General features: G+C 63.9%; 18 protein-coding genes. 16 read left to right on the top strand and 2 right to left on the bottom strand.

Annotated elements, in window-relative coordinates; genetic code table 11:
- Positions 1-90: 90 nt before the first annotated feature.
- The 3 genes from argC (at position 91) to erpA (ending at position 2,395) form a co-directional block, all read left to right on the top strand.
- A complete protein-coding gene (gene argC, locus CAL13_RS18225) occupies positions 91-1,155 on the top strand; it encodes an N-acetyl-gamma-glutamyl-phosphate reductase (RefSeq protein WP_086058632.1) in 1,065 nt (354 codons plus the stop codon).
- Positions 1,155-1,934, top strand: a complete 780-nt coding sequence (locus CAL13_RS18220) for a DUF6776 family protein (protein ID WP_086073159.1) — start codon at positions 1,155-1,157, stop codon at positions 1,932-1,934. Before argC ends, CAL13_RS18220 begins: the two co-directional genes overlap by 1 nt.
- Positions 1,935-2,023: 89 nt before the next feature.
- Positions 2,024-2,395 carry an iron-sulfur cluster insertion protein ErpA gene (erpA, locus tag CAL13_RS18215; RefSeq protein ID WP_086058630.1) on the top strand — a complete coding sequence of 124 codons (372 nt, stop codon included), beginning with the start codon at positions 2,024-2,026 and terminating at the stop codon, positions 2,393-2,395.
- 130 nt (positions 2,396-2,525) lie between these two features.
- Here the strand turns inward: erpA and CAL13_RS18210 are convergent, their stop codons facing one another.
- Together CAL13_RS18210 and CAL13_RS18205 are read right to left on the bottom strand one after the other, a co-directional pair.
- Entirely contained in the window at positions 2,526-3,644 is a 1,119-nt protein-coding gene (locus CAL13_RS18210) for an anhydro-N-acetylmuramic acid kinase (protein WP_086073158.1), read from the bottom strand.
- Positions 3,645-3,673: 29 nt separating this feature from the next.
- Positions 3,674-5,098: a M23 family metallopeptidase gene (locus CAL13_RS18205; protein ID WP_232462432.1), complete on the bottom strand. Its 1,425-nt coding sequence runs from the start codon at positions 5,096-5,098 to the stop codon at positions 3,674-3,676.
- 149 nt (positions 5,099-5,247) lie between these two features.
- Between CAL13_RS18205 and tyrS the strand changes: the two genes are divergently transcribed.
- The 13 genes from tyrS (at position 5,248) to CAL13_RS18140 (ending at position 22,025) form a co-directional block, all read left to right on the top strand.
- Complete coding sequence (tyrS, locus tag CAL13_RS18200; RefSeq protein ID WP_086058628.1) at positions 5,248-6,477, top strand: tyrosine--tRNA ligase; 1,230 nt, start codon at positions 5,248-5,250, stop codon at positions 6,475-6,477.
- A gap of 59 nt (positions 6,478-6,536) precedes the next feature.
- Complete coding sequence (locus CAL13_RS18195; RefSeq protein ID WP_086058627.1) at positions 6,537-7,190, top strand: YbhB/YbcL family Raf kinase inhibitor-like protein; 654 nt, start codon at positions 6,537-6,539, stop codon at positions 7,188-7,190.
- A 441-nt stretch (positions 7,191-7,631) separates the two neighbouring features.
- Positions 7,632-8,876, top strand: a complete 1,245-nt coding sequence (glyA, locus tag CAL13_RS18190; RefSeq protein ID WP_086058626.1) for a serine hydroxymethyltransferase — start codon at positions 7,632-7,634, stop codon at positions 8,874-8,876.
- A gap of 24 nt (positions 8,877-8,900) precedes the next feature.
- Positions 8,901-9,383, top strand: coding sequence for a transcriptional regulator NrdR (gene nrdR / locus CAL13_RS18185; protein WP_086058625.1), 483 nt, complete (start codon positions 8,901-8,903; stop codon positions 9,381-9,383).
- A gap of 80 nt (positions 9,384-9,463) precedes the next feature.
- On the top strand, positions 9,464-10,591 hold the full coding sequence (gene ribD / locus CAL13_RS18180) for a bifunctional diaminohydroxyphosphoribosylaminopyrimidine deaminase/5-amino-6-(5-phosphoribosylamino)uracil reductase RibD (protein WP_086073724.1): 1,128 nt from the start codon (positions 9,464-9,466) through the stop codon (positions 10,589-10,591).
- Positions 10,592-10,763: 172 nt separating this feature from the next.
- Complete coding sequence (locus CAL13_RS18175) at positions 10,764-11,405, top strand: riboflavin synthase (protein WP_086073157.1); 642 nt, start codon at positions 10,764-10,766, stop codon at positions 11,403-11,405.
- Positions 11,406-11,695: 290 nt separating this feature from the next.
- Complete coding sequence (locus CAL13_RS18170; RefSeq protein ID WP_086058623.1) at positions 11,696-13,621, top strand: PrkA family serine protein kinase; 1,926 nt, start codon at positions 11,696-11,698, stop codon at positions 13,619-13,621.
- A 10-nt stretch (positions 13,622-13,631) separates the two neighbouring features.
- Positions 13,632-14,897 carry a YeaH/YhbH family protein gene (locus CAL13_RS18165; protein WP_086073156.1) on the top strand — a complete coding sequence of 422 codons (1,266 nt, stop codon included), beginning with the start codon at positions 13,632-13,634 and terminating at the stop codon, positions 14,895-14,897.
- On the top strand, positions 14,894-16,591 hold the full coding sequence (locus CAL13_RS18160) for a SpoVR family protein (protein WP_232467696.1): 1,698 nt from the start codon (positions 14,894-14,896) through the stop codon (positions 16,589-16,591). Before CAL13_RS18165 ends, CAL13_RS18160 begins: the two co-directional genes overlap by 4 nt.
- Positions 16,592-16,743: 152 nt before the next feature.
- The gene (locus CAL13_RS18155; protein WP_332459890.1) at positions 16,744-18,594 is read left to right on the top strand and encodes an ABC transporter ATP-binding protein; all 1,851 of its coding nucleotides are present in this window, start codon (positions 16,744-16,746) and stop codon (positions 18,592-18,594) included.
- 66 nt (positions 18,595-18,660) lie between these two features.
- Positions 18,661-20,190, top strand: a complete 1,530-nt coding sequence (locus CAL13_RS18150; protein ID WP_086073722.1) for an ABC transporter substrate-binding protein — start codon at positions 18,661-18,663, stop codon at positions 20,188-20,190.
- 43 nt (positions 20,191-20,233) lie between these two features.
- A complete protein-coding gene (locus CAL13_RS18145) occupies positions 20,234-21,157 on the top strand; it encodes an ABC transporter permease (RefSeq protein ID WP_086073155.1) in 924 nt (307 codons plus the stop codon).
- 4 nt (positions 21,158-21,161) lie between these two features.
- Entirely contained in the window at positions 21,162-22,025 is an 864-nt protein-coding gene (locus CAL13_RS18140) for an ABC transporter permease (protein WP_086058620.1), read from the top strand.
- Position 22,026: the final 1 nt, after the last annotated feature.

Genomic DNA, 22,026 nt, shown 5'->3' with positions numbered 1-22,026 from the left:
TGGGCATATTCGCCGGCGCCGTGCCACATCGATCACTGGCACCCCAAGGGCCGGCGATACAATCCAAATTCCTTCTTTGGAATCCGCATCATGGCACAAGCATCCAGCACACGCGTGAAGGTCGGCATCGTCGGCGGAACCGGATACACCGGCGTCGAGCTGCTGCGCCTGTTGTCGCAGCACCCCAATGCCGAACTCACGGCCATTACGTCCCGAAAGGAAGACGGCATGCCGGTGGCCGACATGTTCCCCAACCTGCGCGGGCGCGTGAACCTGGCGTTTTCCACACCTGAAAAGGCGCCGTTGACGGAATGCGACGTGGTGTTTTTCGCCACGCCGCACGGCGTCGCCATGGCGCAGGCGCAAACCCTGTTGGCTGCCGGCACGCGCATTATCGACTTGGCGGCGGACTTCCGCCTGCAGGACACCGGCGTCTTCGAGAAGTGGTACAAGATGCCGCACGCTTGCCCGGACGTCCTTGCCGAAGCCGTGTACGGGATCCCGGAACTCAACCGCGAACGCGTGGCCAAGGCGCGTGTCGTCGGCAATCCCGGGTGCTATCCCACCACCGTGGCGCTGGGGCTTGCGCCCTTGCTCGAAAACGGCGCCCGGCTGGTCGACACCCAGACCCTTATCGCCGACTGCAAATCCGGCGTATCGGGCGCCGGCCGCAAGGCCGAGGTCGGCCTGCTGTTTTCCGAAGCCAGCGACAACTTCAAAGCCTATGGCGTGTCCGGACACCGCCACCATCCGGAAATCGTGGAGCAGTTGCAGCGCATGGCGGGCGGCAAGGTGGGACTCACCTTCGTGCCGCATCTCGTCCCCATGATTCGCGGCATGCACTCGACGATCTACGCCCGTATCCTGCCCGAAGCGCGCGATACGGACTTCCAGGCCTTGTACGAAAAGCGCTATGCCGATGAGGCGTTCGTGGACGTGATGCCTCCAGGAAGCCTGCCCGAGACCCGCTCGGTGCGTGCGTCCAACGATTTGCGCATCGCCTTGCATCGGCCCGACGGCGGCGACCTGCTGGTCATCCTGGTCGTCCAGGACAACCTGGTCAAGGGCGCCGCTGGACAGGCGGTCCAGAACATGAACGTGATGTTCGGTTTGCCGGAGAACGCCGGGCTGGGTCACGTCGCCGTATTGCCCTGATGACCGCCACCCGGTCCGATGGCGTCCCATCCCGCCGCCGTGCCGGGTTTCGCACTGGCGTCCTGGTCGGTCTGCTGGTCGCGGCCGCCGCGTTCGCTGCGGCTTGGCGGATGCCGTTTTCCGGGCCGTCGGGCGCATCGGCCGCCGAGCAGGCGGCCGCTTTGCGGGCGCAGCTCGAGCAATCGCAGGCGCAGACACAGTCACTGCAAGGCCAGCTCGCCGCCACGGAAGCGGAGCTGGCTGTCGAGCAGGCTGCGCGCCGCGCCCTCGAGAACAGTCTCGGGGCGCTGCAAACTCAGGCGGGCGAACTTCGCGATCGGCTGGCGTTCTACGACCAACTGCTGCCCGCCGGGCCCGCCGGCACAGTGACCCTGCGCGCGGTGCAGCTGGTCCGCGTGCCTTCGGGTTTGCGTTACCGGGTGCTGCTCATGCGCGCCGTCCGCCCTGGGCAGCCGCCGTTCGTGGGGGCCCTTCGGTTTACCGTCACGGGTGAGCGGGAAGGCGAACCCGTCCAGCTCACGCTCACGCCGCTGCAGGCGGCCGATGCCGCGGCGGCGGCCCACGGCGGCGCCCCTGCGCCATCCGATAAGGAGGCCGAAGGGGCGCCGATCGCTGCAACCGCTTTGCCCGACGGCTTGATTCCTCTGGAAATGGACCAATATCGGACCAGCGAGGGGATTCTGGCGCTGCCCCCCGATTTCACGCCGTCCGAAGCTACCGTGGACGTGGTCCAGAACGGCGTGGTGCTGACCTCCCAGCAAGTTCCTGTCACATTTTGAGTGGGCGGACCGCTGCGCTATAGTAGGACTTATTCGGGGCGCTTGGCGCGCCCCTACCGGATTCGCCCCATGCGGGCAGGAGTCAAGACATGAACGCAGTTACCGAAACCGTCGATCTGCAGTCGGCCCCGCCGACCCCGCTTATCTTCACCGATGCCGCCGCGGCCAAGGTCAAGGATCTCCTCGCCGAGGAAGGCAACCCCGACCTGAAGCTCCGCGTGTTCGTTCAGGGCGGCGGCTGCTCCGGCTTCCAGTACGGTTTCACCTTCGATGAGGTCGTGAACGAAGACGACACCACGCTCGACAAGGACGGCGTCCAGCTGCTGGTGGACCCCATGAGTTTCCAATACCTGGTCGGCGCGGAAATCGACTACAAGGAAGATCTGGAAGGCGCGCAGTTCGTCATTCGCAACCCCAACGCGACGACGACCTGCGGCTGCGGGTCCTCTTTCTCGGTCTGATTCCGAGCGTCATCGCCCCAAGACAAACGGCCAGCGCATGCTGGCCGTTTGTCTTGGGGCGTTCGTCTTTTTGTGGCGTGCCGCTCTGCCTGTCCGGCCGGCTGGCGCGACGTACGTAAGCCGCCTGTCGTCACGCGGGGTACAGCGCGCCCAGCACCCGCGCTCCGCGCGCGCCCGTTACGGTGGGCAGGCCCGCCGGTATGCGATGGATGTGCGCATAGGCGAGCCAGGCGAACGCAAAGGCTTCCACTGACTGCGCCGGCACGCCGTGGTCGTCGGTCGGGACCACCGGGCGGTTCAGGCATTCGGCAAGATCGCGCATCAGGCCGGCGTTGCGCGCGCCGCCTCCGCATACCAGCACATCCCGCGTTGCAGGGGCTTCCCGTTCGATCGCCTGCGCCACCGTGCTGGCCGTGAATCGCTGCAGGGTGGCCTGAATGTCTGCTGGGGCCAGACGCCGGCAATACCCTTCCCAGGCGTTCAGCCGCGCGTCCAGCCATGCGGCGTTGAACAGGTCTCGCCCAGTGGACTTGGGCGGACGCTGTCCCAGCCATGGCTCGCTGGACAAAAGATACTCGAGGATGTTCTGGTCTACCGTGCCGGTGGCTGCAAAGGCGCCGTCCCGGTCGAAAGGCTGACCCGTATGCCGCTGGCACCATACGTCCAGAAGCATGTTGGCCGGGCCGGTATCGAAGCCGGTGACGGGGCAGCCGGGCGCGAGCAGGGTGACGTTGGCAATGCCCCCCAGATTCAGCACGGCCCGAGGCGCTTCGGTGGCGAAGATCGCCGCATGGAATGCGGGCACCAGAGGCGCGCCTTGGCCGCCGGCAGCCACGTCGCGCGTCCGGAAATCCGCCACGACGGGGATGCCGGTACGCTCCGCAAGCAGGGCCGGCGCGTTCAACTGGATGGTGTATCCCAGATCCGGGCGATGTCTCACCGTCTGGCCATGGGCGCCGATGGCCGCGATATGCGCGGCGTCCACCGCAGCGGTATGCAATAGCTCCGCCGTGACCTGCGCATAACATTCCGCCAGGGCGGCCGAGGCCAATGCGCCACGCGCCAGCTCGTCCTCGCCCGGCGCATTCAGCGAAAGCAGCTCGCGCCGCAGCGCGGCTGGCATGGGAAGGCTGGCTTCGGCCAGTACGTCTGGCCGGCCGTCGCCGGGGATGCGGGCGAGCACTCCGTCCACGCCGTCGGTACTGGTGCCGGACATCAGGCCGATATATAGGTTGTCCGGCAGGTTCATGACACTGTTCGCCCGCGGCGCGGGCCTCCTCAGTTTGCGCTGGCGTCGGCCGCGCTGGCCAGCGCCGTGCCCGGCATGGATTGCTGGAACTGAGCCAGCATGTTCAGCTGCGACTTATAGACCGCGGCTTCCTTGGCGAACGCCACGGCGCTCTTGCCTTCGAGCTTCTGGGCCACCGGCAGATCGACCGACAGCGGATCCACGGGCTTGTCGTTGATGCGGAATTCGTAGTGCAGATGCGGCCCCGTCGCCCAGCCGGTCTGGCCGACATAGCCGATGACTTCGCCCTGGGTTACGCGCACGCCCTTGCGGATACCCGGCGCAATACGGCTTTGGTGCGCGTACAGCGTCGAATATTTGTTGTCGTGCTGGACGATCACCACGTTTCCGTAGCCGTTCTGCACGCCGGCGAATTCCACCACGCCGTCGGAAGTGCTATGGATCGGCGTGCCGATGGGCGCCGCATAGTCCACGCCCTTGTGCCCCGTCCAGGTTTTATGGATGGGATGCATCCTCATGCCGAAGGTCGAGCTGATGCGGCTGAATTTCAGGGCAGTGCGCAGGAACGCGCCGCGCAGGCTGGTGCCGTCGAAATCGTAGTAGGAGCCGGTGGCGCCGCCATCCTGGCTGAACCATACCGCGTTGTACAGCTTGCCTTGGTTCTCGAACTGCAGGGCCAGCACGCGGCCCGCGCCGGCGTAGCGCCCGTCGTGGGAACGCGTTTCGTACACCACGCGGAACTGGTCGCCCTGGCGAAGGTTGCGCAGGAAATCGATCTTCGAGCCAAGGATGTCGGCCATCTGCAGCGTGACCGAGTCCGGAATGCCGGCCGCGTCGGTCGCGGCGAACAGCGAGGACGTGATCGTGCCCATGGCGACGCGGACCTGGCGGTCCGTGTCTTCCGTCATTTCCCGCGCGGCGTAGCCGTCGCCCTGGGGCCGGACTTCCAGGAACCGGGTCACCACCTGGCCTTCGGAATCGTTGCCCGGCGTATGGATATAGCGCAGCCAGACCAGCTTGCCGTCGGCGTCGGTCGCGGCCTGCACGGAGCGGCCCGGATAAAGCTTGTAAATACTGCGTGCGCTGGGGTCGTGCGTCAGGAAGGCCTGCAACGCATCATTGTCCAGGTGCAGCCGCTGCAGCACCGCCGCCAGGGTGTCGCCGCGGCGGATGCGGGTTTCGCTGATGTACGGGGCCGAGGACGTGGCGCCGACCTGGTACTCGTCCGAGGTCAGCGACATGACTTTTTCGATGGTCCGGGTCGGCGGCAGTTCGGCGGCGGGGTGCTGCTGCACCATGCCAACGGCGGCTGCGGCGGCAAACAGGCCCAGCGCGGTGGCCAGGGCGGCCGCGCGGACGATTCGGGAACGGCGGGAGGGAGTGTGGGAGGAAGGCAGGCTGGAGGCGCCGGGGCTGGTGCGGCGGTCCCCCTTTTGTTGAGGGCCTGAAATCATCTTCGGAAAAACCTTGGGGACACATTACCCCCTACGACAGTTGGCTATGATTAGGGCGGTATCCTAGCCGATTCGGCTAGAATTTTCGACAACTTTTGTGATTTTTACCTCCTTCCGGCCCGCCCGGGCGCGCCAAGCCGTCCCCCAATATGTCCCAATCAGAAGCTCCCATTACCCCCGAGGTCGAGGCTGATCTTCGCGTCGCCAAGCGCGGCTGCGATGAACTGCTCGTTGAATCCGAATTCGTGCGCAAGCTGGCGCGCAGCCGCGCTACCGGCGTCCCCCTGCGCATCAAGCTTGGGCTCGATCCCACCGCGCCGGACATCCATCTCGGTCATACGGTGGTGCTGAACAAGATGCGGCAGCTGCAGGACCTCGGTCATACGGTCATCTTCCTGATCGGCGACTTCACGTCCATGATCGGCGATCCGAGCGGCCGCAACTCGACCCGTCCGCCGCTGACCCGGGAGCAGATCGAAGAGAACGCCAAAACGTATTACGCGCAGGCCAGCATGGTGCTGGACCCCGCTCGCACCGAGATCCGCTACAACTCCGAATGGTCGGATCCGCTGGGGGCGCGCGGGATGATCCAGCTCGCGTCCCGCTATACGGTCGCCCGGATGATGGAGCGGGAGGACTTCACCAAGCGGTTCAAGAACGGTATTCCGATCTCCGTGCACGAGTTCCTGTATCCGCTGATGCAGGGTTACGACTCGGTCGCGCTGAAGTCGGACCTGGAGCTTGGCGGCACGGATCAGAAGTTCAACCTGCTGGTGGGCCGGGAACTGCAGAAGGAGTATGGACAGGAACCCCAATGCATCCTGACCATGCCGCTGCTCGAAGGAACGGACGGCGTCGAAAAGATGTCGAAATCGAAGGGCAATTACATCGGGATTTCCGAGGCGCCGGACTCCATGTTCGGAAAGCTGATGTCCATTTCGGATACCTTGATGTGGCGCTACTACGAACTGCTGTCCTTCCGGTCCCTGGAGGACATCGCCGCGCTGAAGGCCGCCACGGACGCCGGGCGCAACCCCCGGGAGGCGAAGGTTGAATTGGCGCAGGAAATCGTGGCGCGTTTCCACGGTCAGCAGGCGGCGCGTGATGCGCTGGCGGCCTTTGAAGCGCGCTTTCGCGATGGCGCCGTCCCGGAGAACATGCCGGAGGTCACGCTGGGCGGCGCGCCCCTGGGCATCCTGAAGGTCCTGCGGGAGGCGCAATTGGCGGCGTCGGGCGCCGAGGCCCAGCGAAACGTGGAGCAGGGCGGCGTGCGCGTCAACGGCCAGAAGGTGGAAGACAAATCGTTGCAATTGTCCGAGGGCGTCTACGTGGTCCAGGTGGGAAAACGGAAGTTCGCGCGTGTTACCTTGGCGGCTTAAAGGAATCATTCCGCGACGAAGACGACCCCGACTCCCGGTTCTTTCTTTGGAGGCACGCCATGAAGCTAGCGAGCTTGTCTTTTTCCGATAACGAGTCCATCCCCGAGCGCTATGCGTTTGCGCGGATCGACCCGCAGTCGCACGTCGCGCTGGCGGACAACTTCAATCCCCAGTTCTCCTGGGATGACGTACCGGAAGGCACACAGTCGTTCGCCCTGATCTGCCATGATCCCGACGTGCCCAGCAAGCCCGACGACGTCAACCAGGAAGGCCGGGTGGTCCCGGCGGACCTGCCGCGCGTCAATTTCTTCCATTGGGTGCTGGTCGATTTGCCGGCGGACATGCGCGAGATCGAGGAAGGCGCGTTTTCCAATGGCATCACCCCACGGGGCAAGGGCGGACCGTTGGCGCCGCACGGCGCCCGGCAGGGCATCAATGATTACACCAGCTGGTTCGCGGCCGATCGCGATATGAGCGGGGATTACTTCGGGTATGACGGCCCGTGCCCGCCATGGAACGATGCCAGGGTGCACCGCTATGTCTTTACGCTGTACGCCTTGAGCGTGCCGCAGTTGGACGTCGAAGGTACGTTCAACGGCAAGCAGGCGCTTGCGGCGATCCAGGACAAGATACTGGCGCAGGCGTCCGTCACCGGCACCTATACGCTGAACCCGGACCTGGCGCCAAAGGTAATCGGGGCCACGTCCGCCTGAAGGCGTCCAGGGGTCGTTTTCGGCGGCCCAGCCAAAGACAGGCGGCTTTTCAGCCCCCGCGCCGCTGCGAGCGGCGCTTTTTGTTTTCGTATTTGTCCGTCGGAACGCCGCTTTTTCCTCCGGCCGCCTGGCGCGCCTTCGGCACTCGCGCGTGTGCGCCGCGCCTGCCATCCGCCTATCCAGGCAGCCGGTCATGCGTTCGGGCACCAAATCGGTGCGGTCATCGCGCTTTTCCATTGGCGCGGGGGCGCGGACGCGGGGCGCGCCTTCCTTGAGGCTCGCTCACGTTCGCATGAGCAGAATTTCCGGGAACCGGCCGGACCCGCAAAAAATAGCGTCCCCGCGAGGTTTTCGACGCCATCCCGCCGGAAAAGCGCGGTAACCGCACGGTAAACTATGGGGAATCCGCATTCCGCTTTTCGACTCCGTTCAGGAACTTCCATGTTTGACCGTACCCGCACCATCTCCCAGGTTGATGAAGAAATCTGGTCCGCCATTCAAAAGGAGAACGAGCGCCAGGAGCAGCACATCGAGCTGATCGCCTCGGAGAACTACGCCAGCCCCGCCGTCATGCAGGCGCAGGGCACCCAGCTCACCAATAAATATGCGGAAGGCTATCCCGGCAAGCGGTACTACGGGGGCTGCGAATTCGTGGACGTGGTCGAACAATTGGCGATCGACCGGCTGAAGGCGCTGTTCGGCGCCGAAGCGGCGAACGTGCAGCCGAATTCCGGCTCGCAGGCCAATCAGGGCGTCTACATGGCGGTGCTCAAGCCCGGCGATACGGTGCTCGGCATGAGCCTGGCCGAAGGCGGCCACCTGACGCACGGCGCCTCGGTGAACGCATCCGGCAAGCTGTACAACTTCCTGTCCTATGGACTGGACGCCAATGAGGTCCTGGATTACGGCAAGGTGGAAGCGCTGGCGCGCGAGCATAAGCCGAAACTGATCGTTGCCGGCGCATCGGCCTACTCCCTGCACATCGACTTCGAACGCATGGCCCGCATCGCGCACGACAATGGTGCGCTGCTGATGGTCGATATCGCCCACTACGCCGGCCTGGTGGCGGGCGGCGCGTATCCCAATCCGGTGCCGCACGCCGACTTCGTTACCTCCACGACGCACAAATCGCTGCGCGGCCCGCGCGGCGGCGTCATCATGATGAAGGCGGAATACGAAAAAGCCGTCAATTCTGCGATTTTCCCCGGCATCCAGGGTGGTCCCCTCATGCACGTCATCGCCGCCAAGGCGGTGGCCTTCAAGGAAGCGCTGCAGCCCGAGTTCAAGGACTACGCGCGCCAGGTCGTAGCGAACGCAAAAGTTCTGGCGGAAACGCTGGTCAAGCGTGGTCTGCGCATCGTCTCCGGACGCACGGAAAGCCACCTCATGCTGGTGGACCTGCGCGCCAAGGGCATCACCGGCAAGGAAGCCGAGGCCGTGCTGGGCCAGGCCCATATCACGGTCAACAAGAACGCCATTCCCAACGACCCGGAAAAGCCTTTCGTCACCAGCGGCATCCGGCTGGGTACGCCTGCCATCACTACGCGCGGCTTCAAGGAAGCGGAGACCGAACTGACGGCGAACCTTATCGCCGACGTGCTCGACGATCCGCGCAACGAGGCCAACATCGCGGCCGTGCGCGAGCGGGTGAACGCGCTCACCGCCCGTCTGCCTGTGTACCGCTGATTCAGCGGCTGCCGGGGGACTACGGTGCGCTGCCCGTTTTGCGGCCATGCCGACACCCAGGTCATCGACAGCCGGGTGTCGGAGGAAGGCGATACCATCCGCCGGCGGCGCCGTTGCCAGCACTGCGACAAGCGCTTCACCACCTATGAGCGCGTCGAGCTGGTGATGCCTTCCATCGTCAAGCGCAATGGCAGCCGCAGCGACTACGACCAAGGCAAGCTGCGAGGCAGCCTGGCGCTGGCGCTGCGCAAGCGGCCCGTCAGTACCGAAGACGTCGACGCGGCCGTGGCGCGGATCGAGGAAAGCCTGCTGACCAGCGGCAAGCGCGAAGTGCCCTCCGCCTACGTCGGCGAATTGGTCATGACCGAACTGAAGAAGCTGGACAAGGTCGCGTATGTCCGCTTCGCTTCCGTCTATCGCAGCTTCGAAGACATCGGCGAGTTCATCGAGGCCATTCGGGAGATGCAGGGGCCGCTGCTGTCCGGCAAGCTTCGGAAGGAGTCATGAGCAATAATCCGCCGCAGTCGCCCGCGGCGGCCGCGCCCCCTTCAGGGCCGGTCGATCCGGCCGCCCGGGACCGCCATTGGATGGGCCATGCCTTGTCGCTGGCGCGCGAGGTGCTCTATACCACCGCACCCAACCCGCGCGTGGGCTGCGTCATCGTGCGGGACAACCGGGTGTTGGGGCAGGGCGCCACGCAGCCTCCGGGCGGACCGCATGCCGAAATATGCGCCCTTCGCGATGCCGCTTCCCGCGGGGAGTCGGTCGCCGGGGCGACCTTCTACGTCACCCTGGAGCCCTGCAGTCATTACGGACGCACGCCCCCTTGTGTCGACGCTGTGATCGACGCGGCGCCGGGGCGCGTCGTGGTCGCCATGGGCGATCCGAATCCGCAGGTCAACGGCGCCGGCCTGGCGCGCCTGAGGGCAGCCGGCATCCCGGTGACGACCGGCGTGTGCCTGGAGGACGCGCTGGCGCTGAATGCCGGCTTCGCGGCGCGGATGAGCAGGGGAACGCCGTGGGTCTGGGCCAAGATGGCGGCATCCCTGGATGGGCGCAGCGCGCTGCATAACGGCATGTCGCAATGGATTACGGACCATCCCGCCCGAGCCGACGGCCACGCATGGCGCGCCCGCGCCGACGTGGTGCTCACAGGCATGGGCACGGTGCTGAAGGATGACCCGCGATTGACTGTGCGCGAGGTGCCCGTGCCCAGGCAACCGCGCAGGGCGGTCGTCGATGGCAATTTGCAAATTTCCGAAAGCGCTCGTCTGTTCGACGGCGGTGAAGTCTGGGTGTTCACCGCCACGGACGACCCCGTCAAGGCGGAACGCCTGGGGCGCCGCAATGCTCGTGTCATCGTGCTTCCCGCAGCGGAAAAGGGCCGTGTCGACCTGGCTGCCATGATGGCCTGGATGGCCCGCCACGATGTCAATGAAGTGCACGTGGAGGCCGGCGCGGGCTTGACCGGCGCGCTGCTGTCCGCGGGGTGCGTGGATGAGATCCTGGCCTATGTGGCGCCCGTGCTGCTGGGCGATGCGCCCGGCATGGTGAAGCTGCCCATGCTGTCCCACCTGGATGCCGCGCGCCGTTTCGACTTCATCGATATCCAGCCCGTGGGCCGCGATGTGCGGCTTCGCGGCCGCTTCGCCGATCGTTGGCAGTCCCTGCTGGCTGCTGCTACTCCCCATTCGCCGGCGGCGCCGGCCCGCTAGCGCCGGCATTTTTTCGCCGGTTCACGATATTGCGTCAGGGCCTTCCCCCGGCTTTTTCGCCAAGCGCGTATCCTATCGATACAGAGTCGGCGCTGTCAGGCCCGCCGCATGCGCATAGGTCCGGGACGACGCCGACGTCGATGTCATTTTCCATATTCCAGGAGCTTTTTGTATGTTCACCGGCATCGTTGCGGCCGTCGGCCGAATTGTCCAAGTCCAGCCCTATGCGAGCGCGGATCGCGGCGGCGGGATACGGGCAAGGATCGACGCCGGGAATCTCGATTTATCGGATGTGCGCTTGGGCGACTCGATCGCGGTCCAGGGCGCATGCATGACAGTGGTGGATTTGCACGATGGCGGTTTCGACATCGACGTGTCGCGTGAAAGCCTGGATCGCACCGTCGGTTTGGACCGTGAAGGCGAAGTGAATCTGGAAAAGTCGCTGCGGCTCGGCGACGCGCTTGGAGGCCACTTGGTGTCCGGGCACGTCGATGGATTGGGGCAGGTATTGCGTTATGCGCCGGTCGGCGAATCACGGGAATTGGTTATCCGCGCGCCCCGCGAAATGGCGAAATATCTGGCCTATAAAGGCTCTGTGACGGTAAACGGCATCAGCCTCACAGTGAACCGTGTCATCGATGCACCAGAGGGTAGTGAGATCACCATTAACGTAATTCCTCATACACAAGGCGCGACCACGTTGCGTAACGTAAAGGTGGGCGACAAAGTCAACCTGGAGATCGACATGATCGCGAGGTACGTCGAACGAATGATGCGAGTTTCCGACGAGGCCGCGCATTCGCAAAAACGGTGAATTTCCTTGCGATTCCGACAGTCTCATCATGGTTATTCATCAACCCGGAGTGCGACAAGACCCTTTGCAAAGCGCGTTCAAGTGCGGGGCGCCAGGAACTTGCCATGGGCGCTGACGGACTAAACCGTATGGCCGTAAAACCGTTGCGATAGCTGTGTGGGGAAAGCAACATAGCAGCGCCATGAACCAAGATATGGTGATCACTTCTCGCGACACGGAGCCAAATAGGGCACACAATGGGATGACGGAGCACGGCTAGGCCCTTTTCTGATGTTGTTGGAGGTATCCCAATGCTGAACATCGTCGAAGGCTTCAAATCGCAGTACGCCAGGGATCAGGAAACCGAGCTCTCGCTCGAGGAATATCTGGACCTGTGCAAGCGTGACCCGATGGCTTATGCCAGTCCCGCGGAACGGATGCTGGCCGCGATCGGCGAACCGGAAATCGTCGATACGCGCAACGATCCGCGGCTGTCGCGGCTGTTTTCCAATCGGATCATCCGGCGCTACCCGGCCTTCAAAGAATTCTTCGGCATGGAGGATGTGATCGGCCAGATCGTGTCGTTCTTCAAGCACGCGGCGCAGGGCTTGGAAGAGCGCAAGCAGATTCTGTATCTGCTCGGTCCGGTCGGAGGCGGAAAATCATCCATCGCGGAAAGGCTGAAGGCGCTGATGGAAACGTATCCCATCTACGCCTTGAAAGGGTCGCCGGTAAACGAAACCCCTTTGGGACTGTTCAATCCGAATCGCTTCGGTGAACAGCTGGAGAAGGATTACGGCATTCCCCGCCGTTACCTGAGCGGCATCATGTCGCCCTGGGCCGTAAAGCGGCTGAAGGAGTACGACGGCGATATTTCGCAGTTCCGCGTGGTGCGCCTGACACCCTCCGTGCTGCGTCAGATCGCGATTGCCAAGACCGAACCGGGCGACGAAAACAACCAGGACATCTCCTCCCTGGTCGGCAAGGTCGACATCCGCAAGCTCGACCGGTATTCGCAGGACGATCCGGACGCCTATAGCTATTCCGGCGGGCTGTGCCTGGCCAACCAGGGACTGCTGGAATTCGTGGAAATGTTCAAGGCGCCCATCAAGATGCTGCACCCGTTGCTGACGGCGACGCAGGAAGGCAACTTCAAGGGCACCGAGGGTTTTTCCGCCATTCCGTTCAACGGCATGATCCTGGCGCACTCCAACGAGTCGGAATGGCAGACCTTCCGGAACAACCGCCACAACGAAGCGTTCCTGGATCGCATCTACATCGTCAAGGTGCCGTACTGCCTGCAAGTCTCGGAAGAAGTCCAGATCTACGACAAGCTGCTGCGCAATAGCTCCCTGGCCGATGCGCCATGCGCCCCTGGAACGCTGGACATGATGGCCCAGTTTTCCGTCCTGACGCGGCTCAAGGAGCCGGAAAACTCCAGCATTTATTCAAAAATGCGCGTTTATGACGGCGAGAGCCTGAAGGATGTGGATCCCAAGGCGAAGGCGCTGCAGGAGTACAAGGACTACGCCGGCACGGACGAAGGCATGACCGGGGTTTCCACGCGGTTCGCGTACAAGATCCTGTCCAGCGTTTTCAACTACGACCAGACGGAGGTGGCCGCCAATCCGGTTCACCTGATGTATGTGCTGGAGCAGCGAATCGCGCGTGAGGACTTCCCGGAAGAAACGCGGCGCCGCTACCTGGAATTCATCAAGGGCTATCTGGCGCCGCGGTATGCCGAGTTCATCGGCAAGGAGATCCAGACGGCCTACCTGGAGTCGTATTCCGAGTACGGGCAGAATATTTTCGACCGCTACGTCACCTTCGCAGACTGCTGGATCCAAGACGAGGAATTCCGCGATCCGGAGACCGGCGAAAGCTTCGACCGGTCCGCGCTCAATGATGAGCTGGAGAAGATAGAAAAGCCGGCGGGCATCGCCAATCCGAAGGACTTCCGCAACGAGATCGTGAATTTCGTCCTGCGGGCGCGCGCCAACAATGGCGGCCGCAACCCCGCCTGGACGAGCTACGAAAAGCTGCGGGAGGTCATCGAGAAGAAGATGTTCTCCAACACGGAAGACTTGTTGCCGGTCATCTCCTTCAACGCCAAGGCGTCGGCGGAGGACAAGAGCAAGCACCAGAGCTTTGTCGAGCGCATGGTCGAAAAAGGCTATACCGAAAAGCAGGTCCGCCTGCTTTGCGAATGGTACTTGCGGGTGCGAAAGTCCTCCTGAGCGAGGTAGTATGAATTCACTTATCGATCGTCGTCTCAACGGACGCAACAAGAGCGCCGTCAACCGCGAGCGGTTTCTGCGGCGCTACAAGCACCAGGTCCGCAAGGCGGTACGGGACCTGATACGGGAGCGCTCGATCGAAGAGATGGACCAGGGCGGGGAAATCAACCTTCCCGCCCGGGATATCTCCGAGCCCCGCCTGCGCCACGGCATGGGCGGGGACCGTGAAATCGTGCATCCCGGCAACCGGGAATTCGCGAAAGGCGACACCATCGACCGGCCCGACGGCGGGGGCGATGGCAGCGGGCGCGGCGACCCTGGCGAGGGCGATTCCGTCGATCAGTTCACCTTCACCCTGTCGCGCGCCGAATTCCTGAATTTCTTTTTCGAGGACCTGGAGCTGCCGCATCTGGCGCGTACCCAGCTGGGCGAGGTGCACCAGAAAAAATGGCACCGGGCCGGCTACACCACCACGGGTTCGCCGAGCTCGCTGAGCGTGGGCCGCACACTCAAGGCATCGCTGTCCCGTCGTATCGCCTTGAGCGTGGGCGCCCGCCGCGAGCTGTCCGAAGCGGAGGATCGCCTGGAAGAGCTGGAACGCAAGGGCGCGCCGAAGGCGGCGCTGGAGGCCGCCCGGGCCGAAGTCGAATCCTGCCGCGCGCGGCTCTCGAAAGTGCCGTTCCTTGATGAGATCGATCTGCGCTACCGCCATCGCGTGTCGGTATCGGTGCCCATGGCTCGCGCGGTGATGTTCTGCCTGATGGACGTTTCCGGTTCCATGGATGAGAACAAAAAGGACCTGGCCAAGCGGTTTTTCACCTTGCTGTACCTGTTCCTGATGCGCAAGTATGAGCATGTGGACCTGGTTTTCATCCGTCACACCGACAACGCGGAGGAAGTGGACGAAGACACCTTTTTCCACGACCCCAAGAGCGGCGGTACGGTGGTGCTCTCCGCGCTGGAGCTGATGCGGGACGTCATCGCGAAGCGGTATTCGCCGTCCACCTGGAACATCTATGCGGCACAGGCCAGCGACGGCGACTCCTTTGGCGCGGACGCGGCGCGCAGCGCGCGTTTCCTGTCGGAGCATCTGCTCCCCGCCGCACGCTATTTCGCGTACATCGAAATCCACGATACCCATGACGTGCGCAAGAGCAGTCTCTGGGCCGAGTACGAGCGCGAGCCGGCCGAGCATTTCGTGATGCGCCGGATCTCCGAGCGCGGCGAGATTTTCTCCGTGTTCCACGAGCTTTTCCGCAAAGAGGCGGTGGCATGACAGCCCGGACCCGGCCGCCGGACGGTGGCGGCATCTCGCCGCGCGAGAATCCCGCGCAGCGGCATGGCGACAGCGCCCCGGCGCCCCGCACGGGGCCGGGCGATACGCGCAAGGTGTCTGTCCCCGAGGACGACGCGCCGCGACAGGAGGATAGTGAAGTGAGCGAGTTCCTGAGTACCCTGGAGGGTCCCCGCATCGGCCGCGCGGCGTCCCCCATATCGACCGGGTCGGAATGGACGTTCGACCTGATCCGCCGCTACGACGAGGCAATCGCCGAAGTGGCCGCCGAATTCAAGCTGGACACCTATCCCAATCAGATCGAAATCATCACGTCCGAGCAGATGCTGGACGCGTACGCCTCGGCCGGTCTGCCGGTCGGCTATCCCCACTGGTCCTACGGCAAGGAATTCATCCGCAACGAGCAGGCATACCGCCGCGGCGTGCAGGGGCTGGCCTACGAGATCGTCATCAATTCCAACCCTTGCATCGCATATCTGATGGAGGAGAACTCCATGGCGATGCAGGCGCTGGTGATTGCGCACGCCTGCTACGGCCACAACTCCTTCTTCAAGGGTAATTATTTATTCCGGCAATGGACCGATGCCGACGGGGTGCTGGACTACCTGGTGTTCGCGCGCAACTACGTGATGGCTTGCGAGGACCGCTACGGCATCGATGCCGTCGAGGAGATTCTGGATTCCTGCCATGCCTTGTCTTCGCACGGCGTGGACCGCTACAAGCGGCCGGCGCCGGTGTCGCACAAGGAAGAGCTTCAGCGCGTGGCGGACCGCGAGGAATACCAGCGCATCCAGTTCAACGACCTGTGGCGTACCGTGCCCAAGGCAGAGCAGACCGGCAGCGAAAAGCGCGAGGTTTTTCCCGCAGAGCCTGAAGAAAACATTCTGTACTTCATCGAGAAGTACTCGCCGAAGCTGCAGACATGGCAGCGCGAGCTGGTGCGCATCGTCCGCAAGATCGCGCAGTACTACTACCCGCAGATGCAGACCAAGGTGATGAATGAAGGATGGGCAACCTTCTGGCATTACACCCTGCTGAACCGTCTGCACGAGAAAGGCCTGGTCGATGACGGGTTCATGATCGAGTTCCTGCAAAGCCATACTAACGTGGTGTGCCAGCGCGGCTTCGACCAGCGCGGCTATGGCGGCATCAATCCCTACGCCCTGGGCTTTGCGATGATGAGCGACATCCGGCGCATCTGCGAACATCCGACGGAAGAGGACAGGCGCTGGTTCCCTGACATCGCCGGCAGCGACTGGCTGAAGACGCTGGACTTCGCCATGCGCAACTTCAAGGACGAGTCCTTCATTTCGCAATACCTGTCGCCCAAGCTGATCCGCGACTTCCGCTTCTTCGCCATCGCGGACCATGAGGACAACCCCCAGCTGGAGGTCGTGGCGATCCACGATGACGAAGGGTATCGCCACGTCCGGAAACTGCTGGCGGAGCAGCACAACCGCGATAACCTGGTGCCGGACGTGCAGGTGGTGCGTTTCAACCGCGATACCGACCGCTCGCTCGTCCTGCGGCATCAGCAGACGCGCGGACGGCCCCTGGTTCCCGAGGAGGCCGACCAGGTTATGAAACACCTTGCCCGGCTGTGGGGCTTCAAGGTGCGCATGGAAGAAACCGACGCCGACGGCCAGACCCTGGCATTCCGCGAGCTGTCGCCCTAGGCATGGTCGTGCGGCGGCGAGCACGATGGCTGCTGAACCATTTTTGTGCTGCGCGCAAGCAGGGATACCCCGGGGCTGCGGCATGGCTCCGGCGGTCCAAGAAGCGCGGATAAATCGTTAAGATTCCGTTTTTACACGTTTCACGGTTTTCCTTGTCTACGCCTGCCGAATCGGTTGCACCGATCCTCTCGCTGCGCGGGGTGTCGGTCGACTTTCCCACCGAAGAGGGCGTTTTCCGCGCCGTCGATCAGCTCGATTTCGATGTTTACCCCGGCCGTACGCTGGCCATCGTGGGGGAGTCCGGCTCGGGCAAATCCGTGACGTCCATGGCCATCATGCGGCTGACGGACTATACCGGCGGCCAGATCGCCAGCGGGGCCATCGTGTTGCGCGACAAGACCGGCCGCGAGATCGACCTGACGCGCGCCTCCGACGACGCGATGCGCGCGATCCGTGGCAACGACGTGGCGATGATCTTCCAGGAGCCGATGACCTCCCTGAACCCGGTGTTCACGGTGGGCGATCAGATCACGGAAGCGCTCATCCTGCATCAGCGGCTGTCCCGCGCCGCGGCCCGTGAAGCGGCCCGCGCCCTCCTGGAGAAAGTCCGTCTGCCCGATGCGCAAGCCATGCTGGACCGCTACCCGCATCAGCTTTCCGGCGGCATGCGCCAGCGCGTGATGATCGCGATGGCGTTGTCCTGCAAACCCCGGGTGTTGATCGCGGACGAGCCTACGACGGCCCTCGACGTGACGATCCAGGCTCAGATCCTGAACACCATCCGCGAATTGCAGCGGGATCTGGGCACGGCGGTGATCTTCATCACCCACGATATGGGCGTGGTGGCCGAAATGGCCGACGACGTGGTGGTGATGCTGCGCGGCCGCAAAGTGGAGCAGGGGCCGGTAGCGCAAATCTTCGAGGCGCCGCAGCATCCGTATACGCGCGCGCTGCTGGCGGCGGTTCCCCGCCTGGGCAGCATGACCGGCCGCGATCTCCCGTTGCGCACGCCTCAGGTCGTGCTGGAGGGGGACGCGTTGCGCGAGGTGGGACAAACCCATGAGCAGGACACGGCCGATTACCGCGAGCCCTTGCTCAGTGTGCGCGATCTGACGACGCGCTTCGATGTCGGCCGCGGCTTTCTGGGGCGTGTGACGCATCGCGTCCATGCCGTGGAAAGCGTGAACCTGGACATTTATCCCGGCGAAACGCTGGCCCTGGTCGGCGAGTCGGGCAGCGGCAAGTCGACCATCGGCAAGACTTTGCAGCAGCTGATCGAGCCGACGTCCGGCCGGGTCCTGTACCGGGGCGAGGACATTTTCGGCATGGACGCGGCCGGCCGACGGCGGCTGCGGCAGCAGATCCAATACATCTTCCAGGACCCCTACGCTTCGCTGGACCCCCGTAAGACGGTGGGATTCAGTATCGCGGAGCCCATCGTCACGCATGGGCTGCTGCAGGGCGAGCGGGCGATACGGGCGCGTATCGCCGAGCTGCTGGAGCAGGTGGGCCTGGGTCCCGAACATGCCCGCCGCTATCCGCATGAGTTTTCCGGCGGCCAGCGTCAGCGCGTCTGCATCGCCCGGGCGCTTGCCAGCAATCCGAGCCTGATCATCGCCGACGAGTCGGTCTCGGCGCTGGACGTCTCCATCCAGGCGCAGATCCTGAATCTTCTGATGGACTTGCAGAAGCATCGCCGGCTGTCCTATCTGTTCATCACGCACGATATGGCGGTGGTGGAGAAGGTCAGCCACCGGGTGGCGGTGATGTATCTGGGGCAGATCGTGGAAATGGGCAGCCGGCGCAATATCTTCGAATCGCCCCGGCATCCGTACACGCGCAAACTGCTGGCCGCCGTGCCGGTGGCCGAGCCGGGCAGGCACATCGACACCCGGCTGATTTCCGGCGAGATCCCCAGCCCTGTGCGGCGCGTCGGCGATGCCCCGCGCGTGGTGCCGCTGGTCGAAATTGCGCCGGGCCACCTGGTGGCCCAGGCCGCCTGAACCGCGATGGGCCGCGGACTGTTTTCTACTTCGTCGGCGACGACGCAATCGTTCCTGGAGGCGCTCATGTTTACCTTCACCAAGACCGCACGCGGGCTGGCCGCGGCGTTTGCCGTCGGCGGCGCGCTCGCCGCCGGTGCGCCGGCCCAGGCCGCCGGCACGCTCACTGTGGCGATCACGCAGGACGCCGGCAGCTGGGACCCCATCGACACCTTCGTGACGTGGTGGGGCTCGGTGGGCAGCAACCTGTTCGATGGCCTGACCATGCGCGGCGCCGACATGAAGCTGCGTCCGGCCCTGGCAACCGGCTGGGAGTTCCTGGACAACGACACCCGGATCCGCTTCAAGCTTCGCCAGAACGTGCGCTTCCACAACGGCGAGCCGTTCAATGCCGATGCGGTCAAGTTCACCTTCGACCGGCTGCTCGGCCCGGAAGGGGCCAAGGGGCCGCAGCAGTCGAACTACAACTCGATCGACAAGGTCGTGGTGGTGGATCCGTACACGGTCGATTTCGTGATGAAGCGGTCCGATCCGGTGATCCTGACCAAGCTGGCCGGTTATGGCGGGATGATCGTGCCGCCCAAGTACATCCAGGAAAAGGGCGACGCGTACTTCAATGAACACCCGGTCGGTACGGGACCCTTCAAGTTCGTCGATTACAAGCCGAAGATCAGCCTGACGCTGGCGCGCAACGACGACTACTGGGACGGCAAGCCGAAGGTGGACCAAGTGGTGTACCGCTTCATCGCCGAGCCCGCCACCCAGGTCGCGGAGCTGCAGGCTGGCCGCGTCGACGTCGCGACGGCCATCCCGCTGGGTTTGGTCGATACGATCAAGAAGTCGAGCAATGCGGTCATCGTGAGCACCAGCGGCCCGGGCACCGTGGTGGCGCGCTACGACACGTCGCGCGGCATCACAAAGGACCGCGACGTGCGCCGCGCCCTGATCATGGCGGTGGACCGCGACGCCATCATCAAGCAGCTGCTGCTGGGCTATGCCAAGCCGATCGCCAGCTTCCAGGGCGATCTGTCGTTCGGCTACGACCCCGAGCTGAAACCGCTGCCCTTCAATCCGGCCGAAGCGAAGAAATTGCTCGCCAAGGCTGGCGTCAAGCCGGGGGCTTCCATTCAGTTGGACATCCGCGGCAGCGACTCGCAGTTCCGGGAGGTGGCGCAGGCTATCGCGGGATATCTGCAAGGCGTCGGCATCAAGACGACCATCAAACCGTACGAAACGCCAGTCCTGATCAACGACATCATTCCGCAGGGCAAGACGGGCGAAATGTGGCAGATGTACTGGGGCGGATGGACGTACGACTATGACAACACCGCTTATCTGATGTACCACACCGGCCAGAAATGGAATCCCTACGACAAGGATCCGAAGCTGGATGCCATGCTCGAGGCGCAGCGCAACACCTACAACGTGGAAGAGCGCCAGAAGATGCTGCGTGAAATCGCCGCCTATGTCGCGGACAACGCGCTGGAAATGCCGCTGTACGCGCTGGACACGGTGGTGGGCGTGAACAAGCGCGTAAAGAATCTGAGCGTGCCCGGCGACATCCGCTTCCGCTTCGTCGACGCCGCCGTCGAGTAGCCCAACCTGACTCGCGCCCCGGCCGATCCGGGGCGGTTTTCCCATGATCGGTTTTCTTGTCAAACGCGTCCTGCAGGCGGTCTTCGTGATCGTCGCCGTGACCTTGCTCGTGTCCTATGCCGTGCGCATGACCGGCGATCCCGCCATCATGCTCACTCAGGGCGCGGGCAGCGTCACGGAGCAGGATCTGCAGAACATCCGCCAGGCTCTGGGGCTGAACCGTCCGTTCTCCGTGCAATACCTGTCGTATATGCACGGGATACTATCCGGCGATTTCGGGCGCAGTTTCATGGGCGGGACCGCGGTGTCGCAGTTGATTGGCGATGCGCTGCCCGCGACCCTGTTGCTGGCTTTCGTGTCGCTGGCGCTATCGCTGATCGTCTCGATTCCGCTGGGCGTGCATGCCGCCGTGCACAAGGGCAAGGCCGCCGACCAGTTCATCCGCATTCTGTCCCTGGTCGGCCTGTCGTTTCCCAACTTCTGGCTGGCGCTGATGCTGGTGCTGCTGCTGTCCATTACGTTTCCGCTGCTGCCGCCATCAGGGTGGGATGGTCCCATCAGCCTTGTCATGCCGGCGCTGACCATGGCGATCATCCTCAGCGCCACGAATGTGCGGCTGGTGCGAACGACCATGCTGGAAACTTTATCGGCGCAGTACGTGATGGTGGCGCGCAGCAAGGGCCTGCGCGAGCGCGTGGTGCTGTACAAGCATGCCCTGCGCAATTGCGCGATTCCGCTCATCACCTATATCGGGCTGCAGTTCGGCGGTCTGATCGGCGGCATTGTCGTCATCGAAAAAGTCTTCAACTGGCCCGGCATGGGCACGCTCGCCTTCGATGCCATCGCCGCGCGCGACTACCCGGTGCTGCAGGGCAGCGTCACGGTGCTGGCGCTCGTCATCATTATCGTCAACCTGCTGGTCGATATCGCCTACGGCATCGTCGATCCGCGCATCCGCATCCGGTGAGCCCATGTCCACGACGCTGAGCACTCCGGCGGCCAAGCGCCGCTCGCGCAACCGCTTCCGATCCCTGGAATTCATCATGGGAGTGGTGCTGACGGCCGCGATGGTCCTGGCCGTGCTGTTGTCCGGCTGGCTGTTTCCGGACGGCGGAGAGGGCATGGACCTGGCGGCGCGGCTGACACCGCCCTTTCAGTCGCTGGCGCACGTCCTGGGCACCGACCCGCTGGGCCGCGACGTGCTCGCGCGGGTGATCGTCGGCGGCCAGATATCGCTGACCGCAGGCTTCGTGTCGGTGTTCTTCGGTGCGCTGCTGGGCACCGTCATGGGCTTGATCGCCGGCTACTACCGCGGCATCTGGGACGTGATCGTGATGCGCTTCGCCGACGTGCAGCTGGCGCTGCCCTTCATCCTGGTCGCCATCACGTTCATCTCCATTCTGGGCGGCGGGCTGTTCAACGTGATCTTCTTCATGGTCATCTCCCAGTGGGTCCAGTACGCCCGGCTGGTGCGGGGCCAGGTCCTGGCGCTGCGCGAGCGCGAGTTCGTCCAGGCCGCGCGCGCGTTCGGGGTGCGCGACCTGGCGATGATCCGTCATCACATCGTGCCGAATCTGCTGGGGCCGCTGATCATCCTGATGGCGCTGAATGTGGCCAACAACATCCTGCTGGAAAGCAGCCTGACCTTCCTGGGCCTGGGTGTGGATCCCACCATCCCGAGCTGGGGCGGCATGCTGGCCGACGGCAGGACCTATCTGCAAACCGCGTGGTGGGTCAGCGTCTTCCCCGGGCTTGCCATCATGCTGACCGTATTGGGACTGAACCTGCTGGGCGACTGGCTGCGCGACCGTCTCGACCCCACTGGAAAGGTATAAG

Origin of the sequence: Bordetella genomosp. 9, from assembly GCF_002119725.1 — a bacterium.
Lineage (GTDB): Bacteria > Pseudomonadota > Gammaproteobacteria > Burkholderiales > Burkholderiaceae_B > Bordetella_C.
This window is presented reverse-complemented; position numbering and strand designations above follow the sequence as displayed.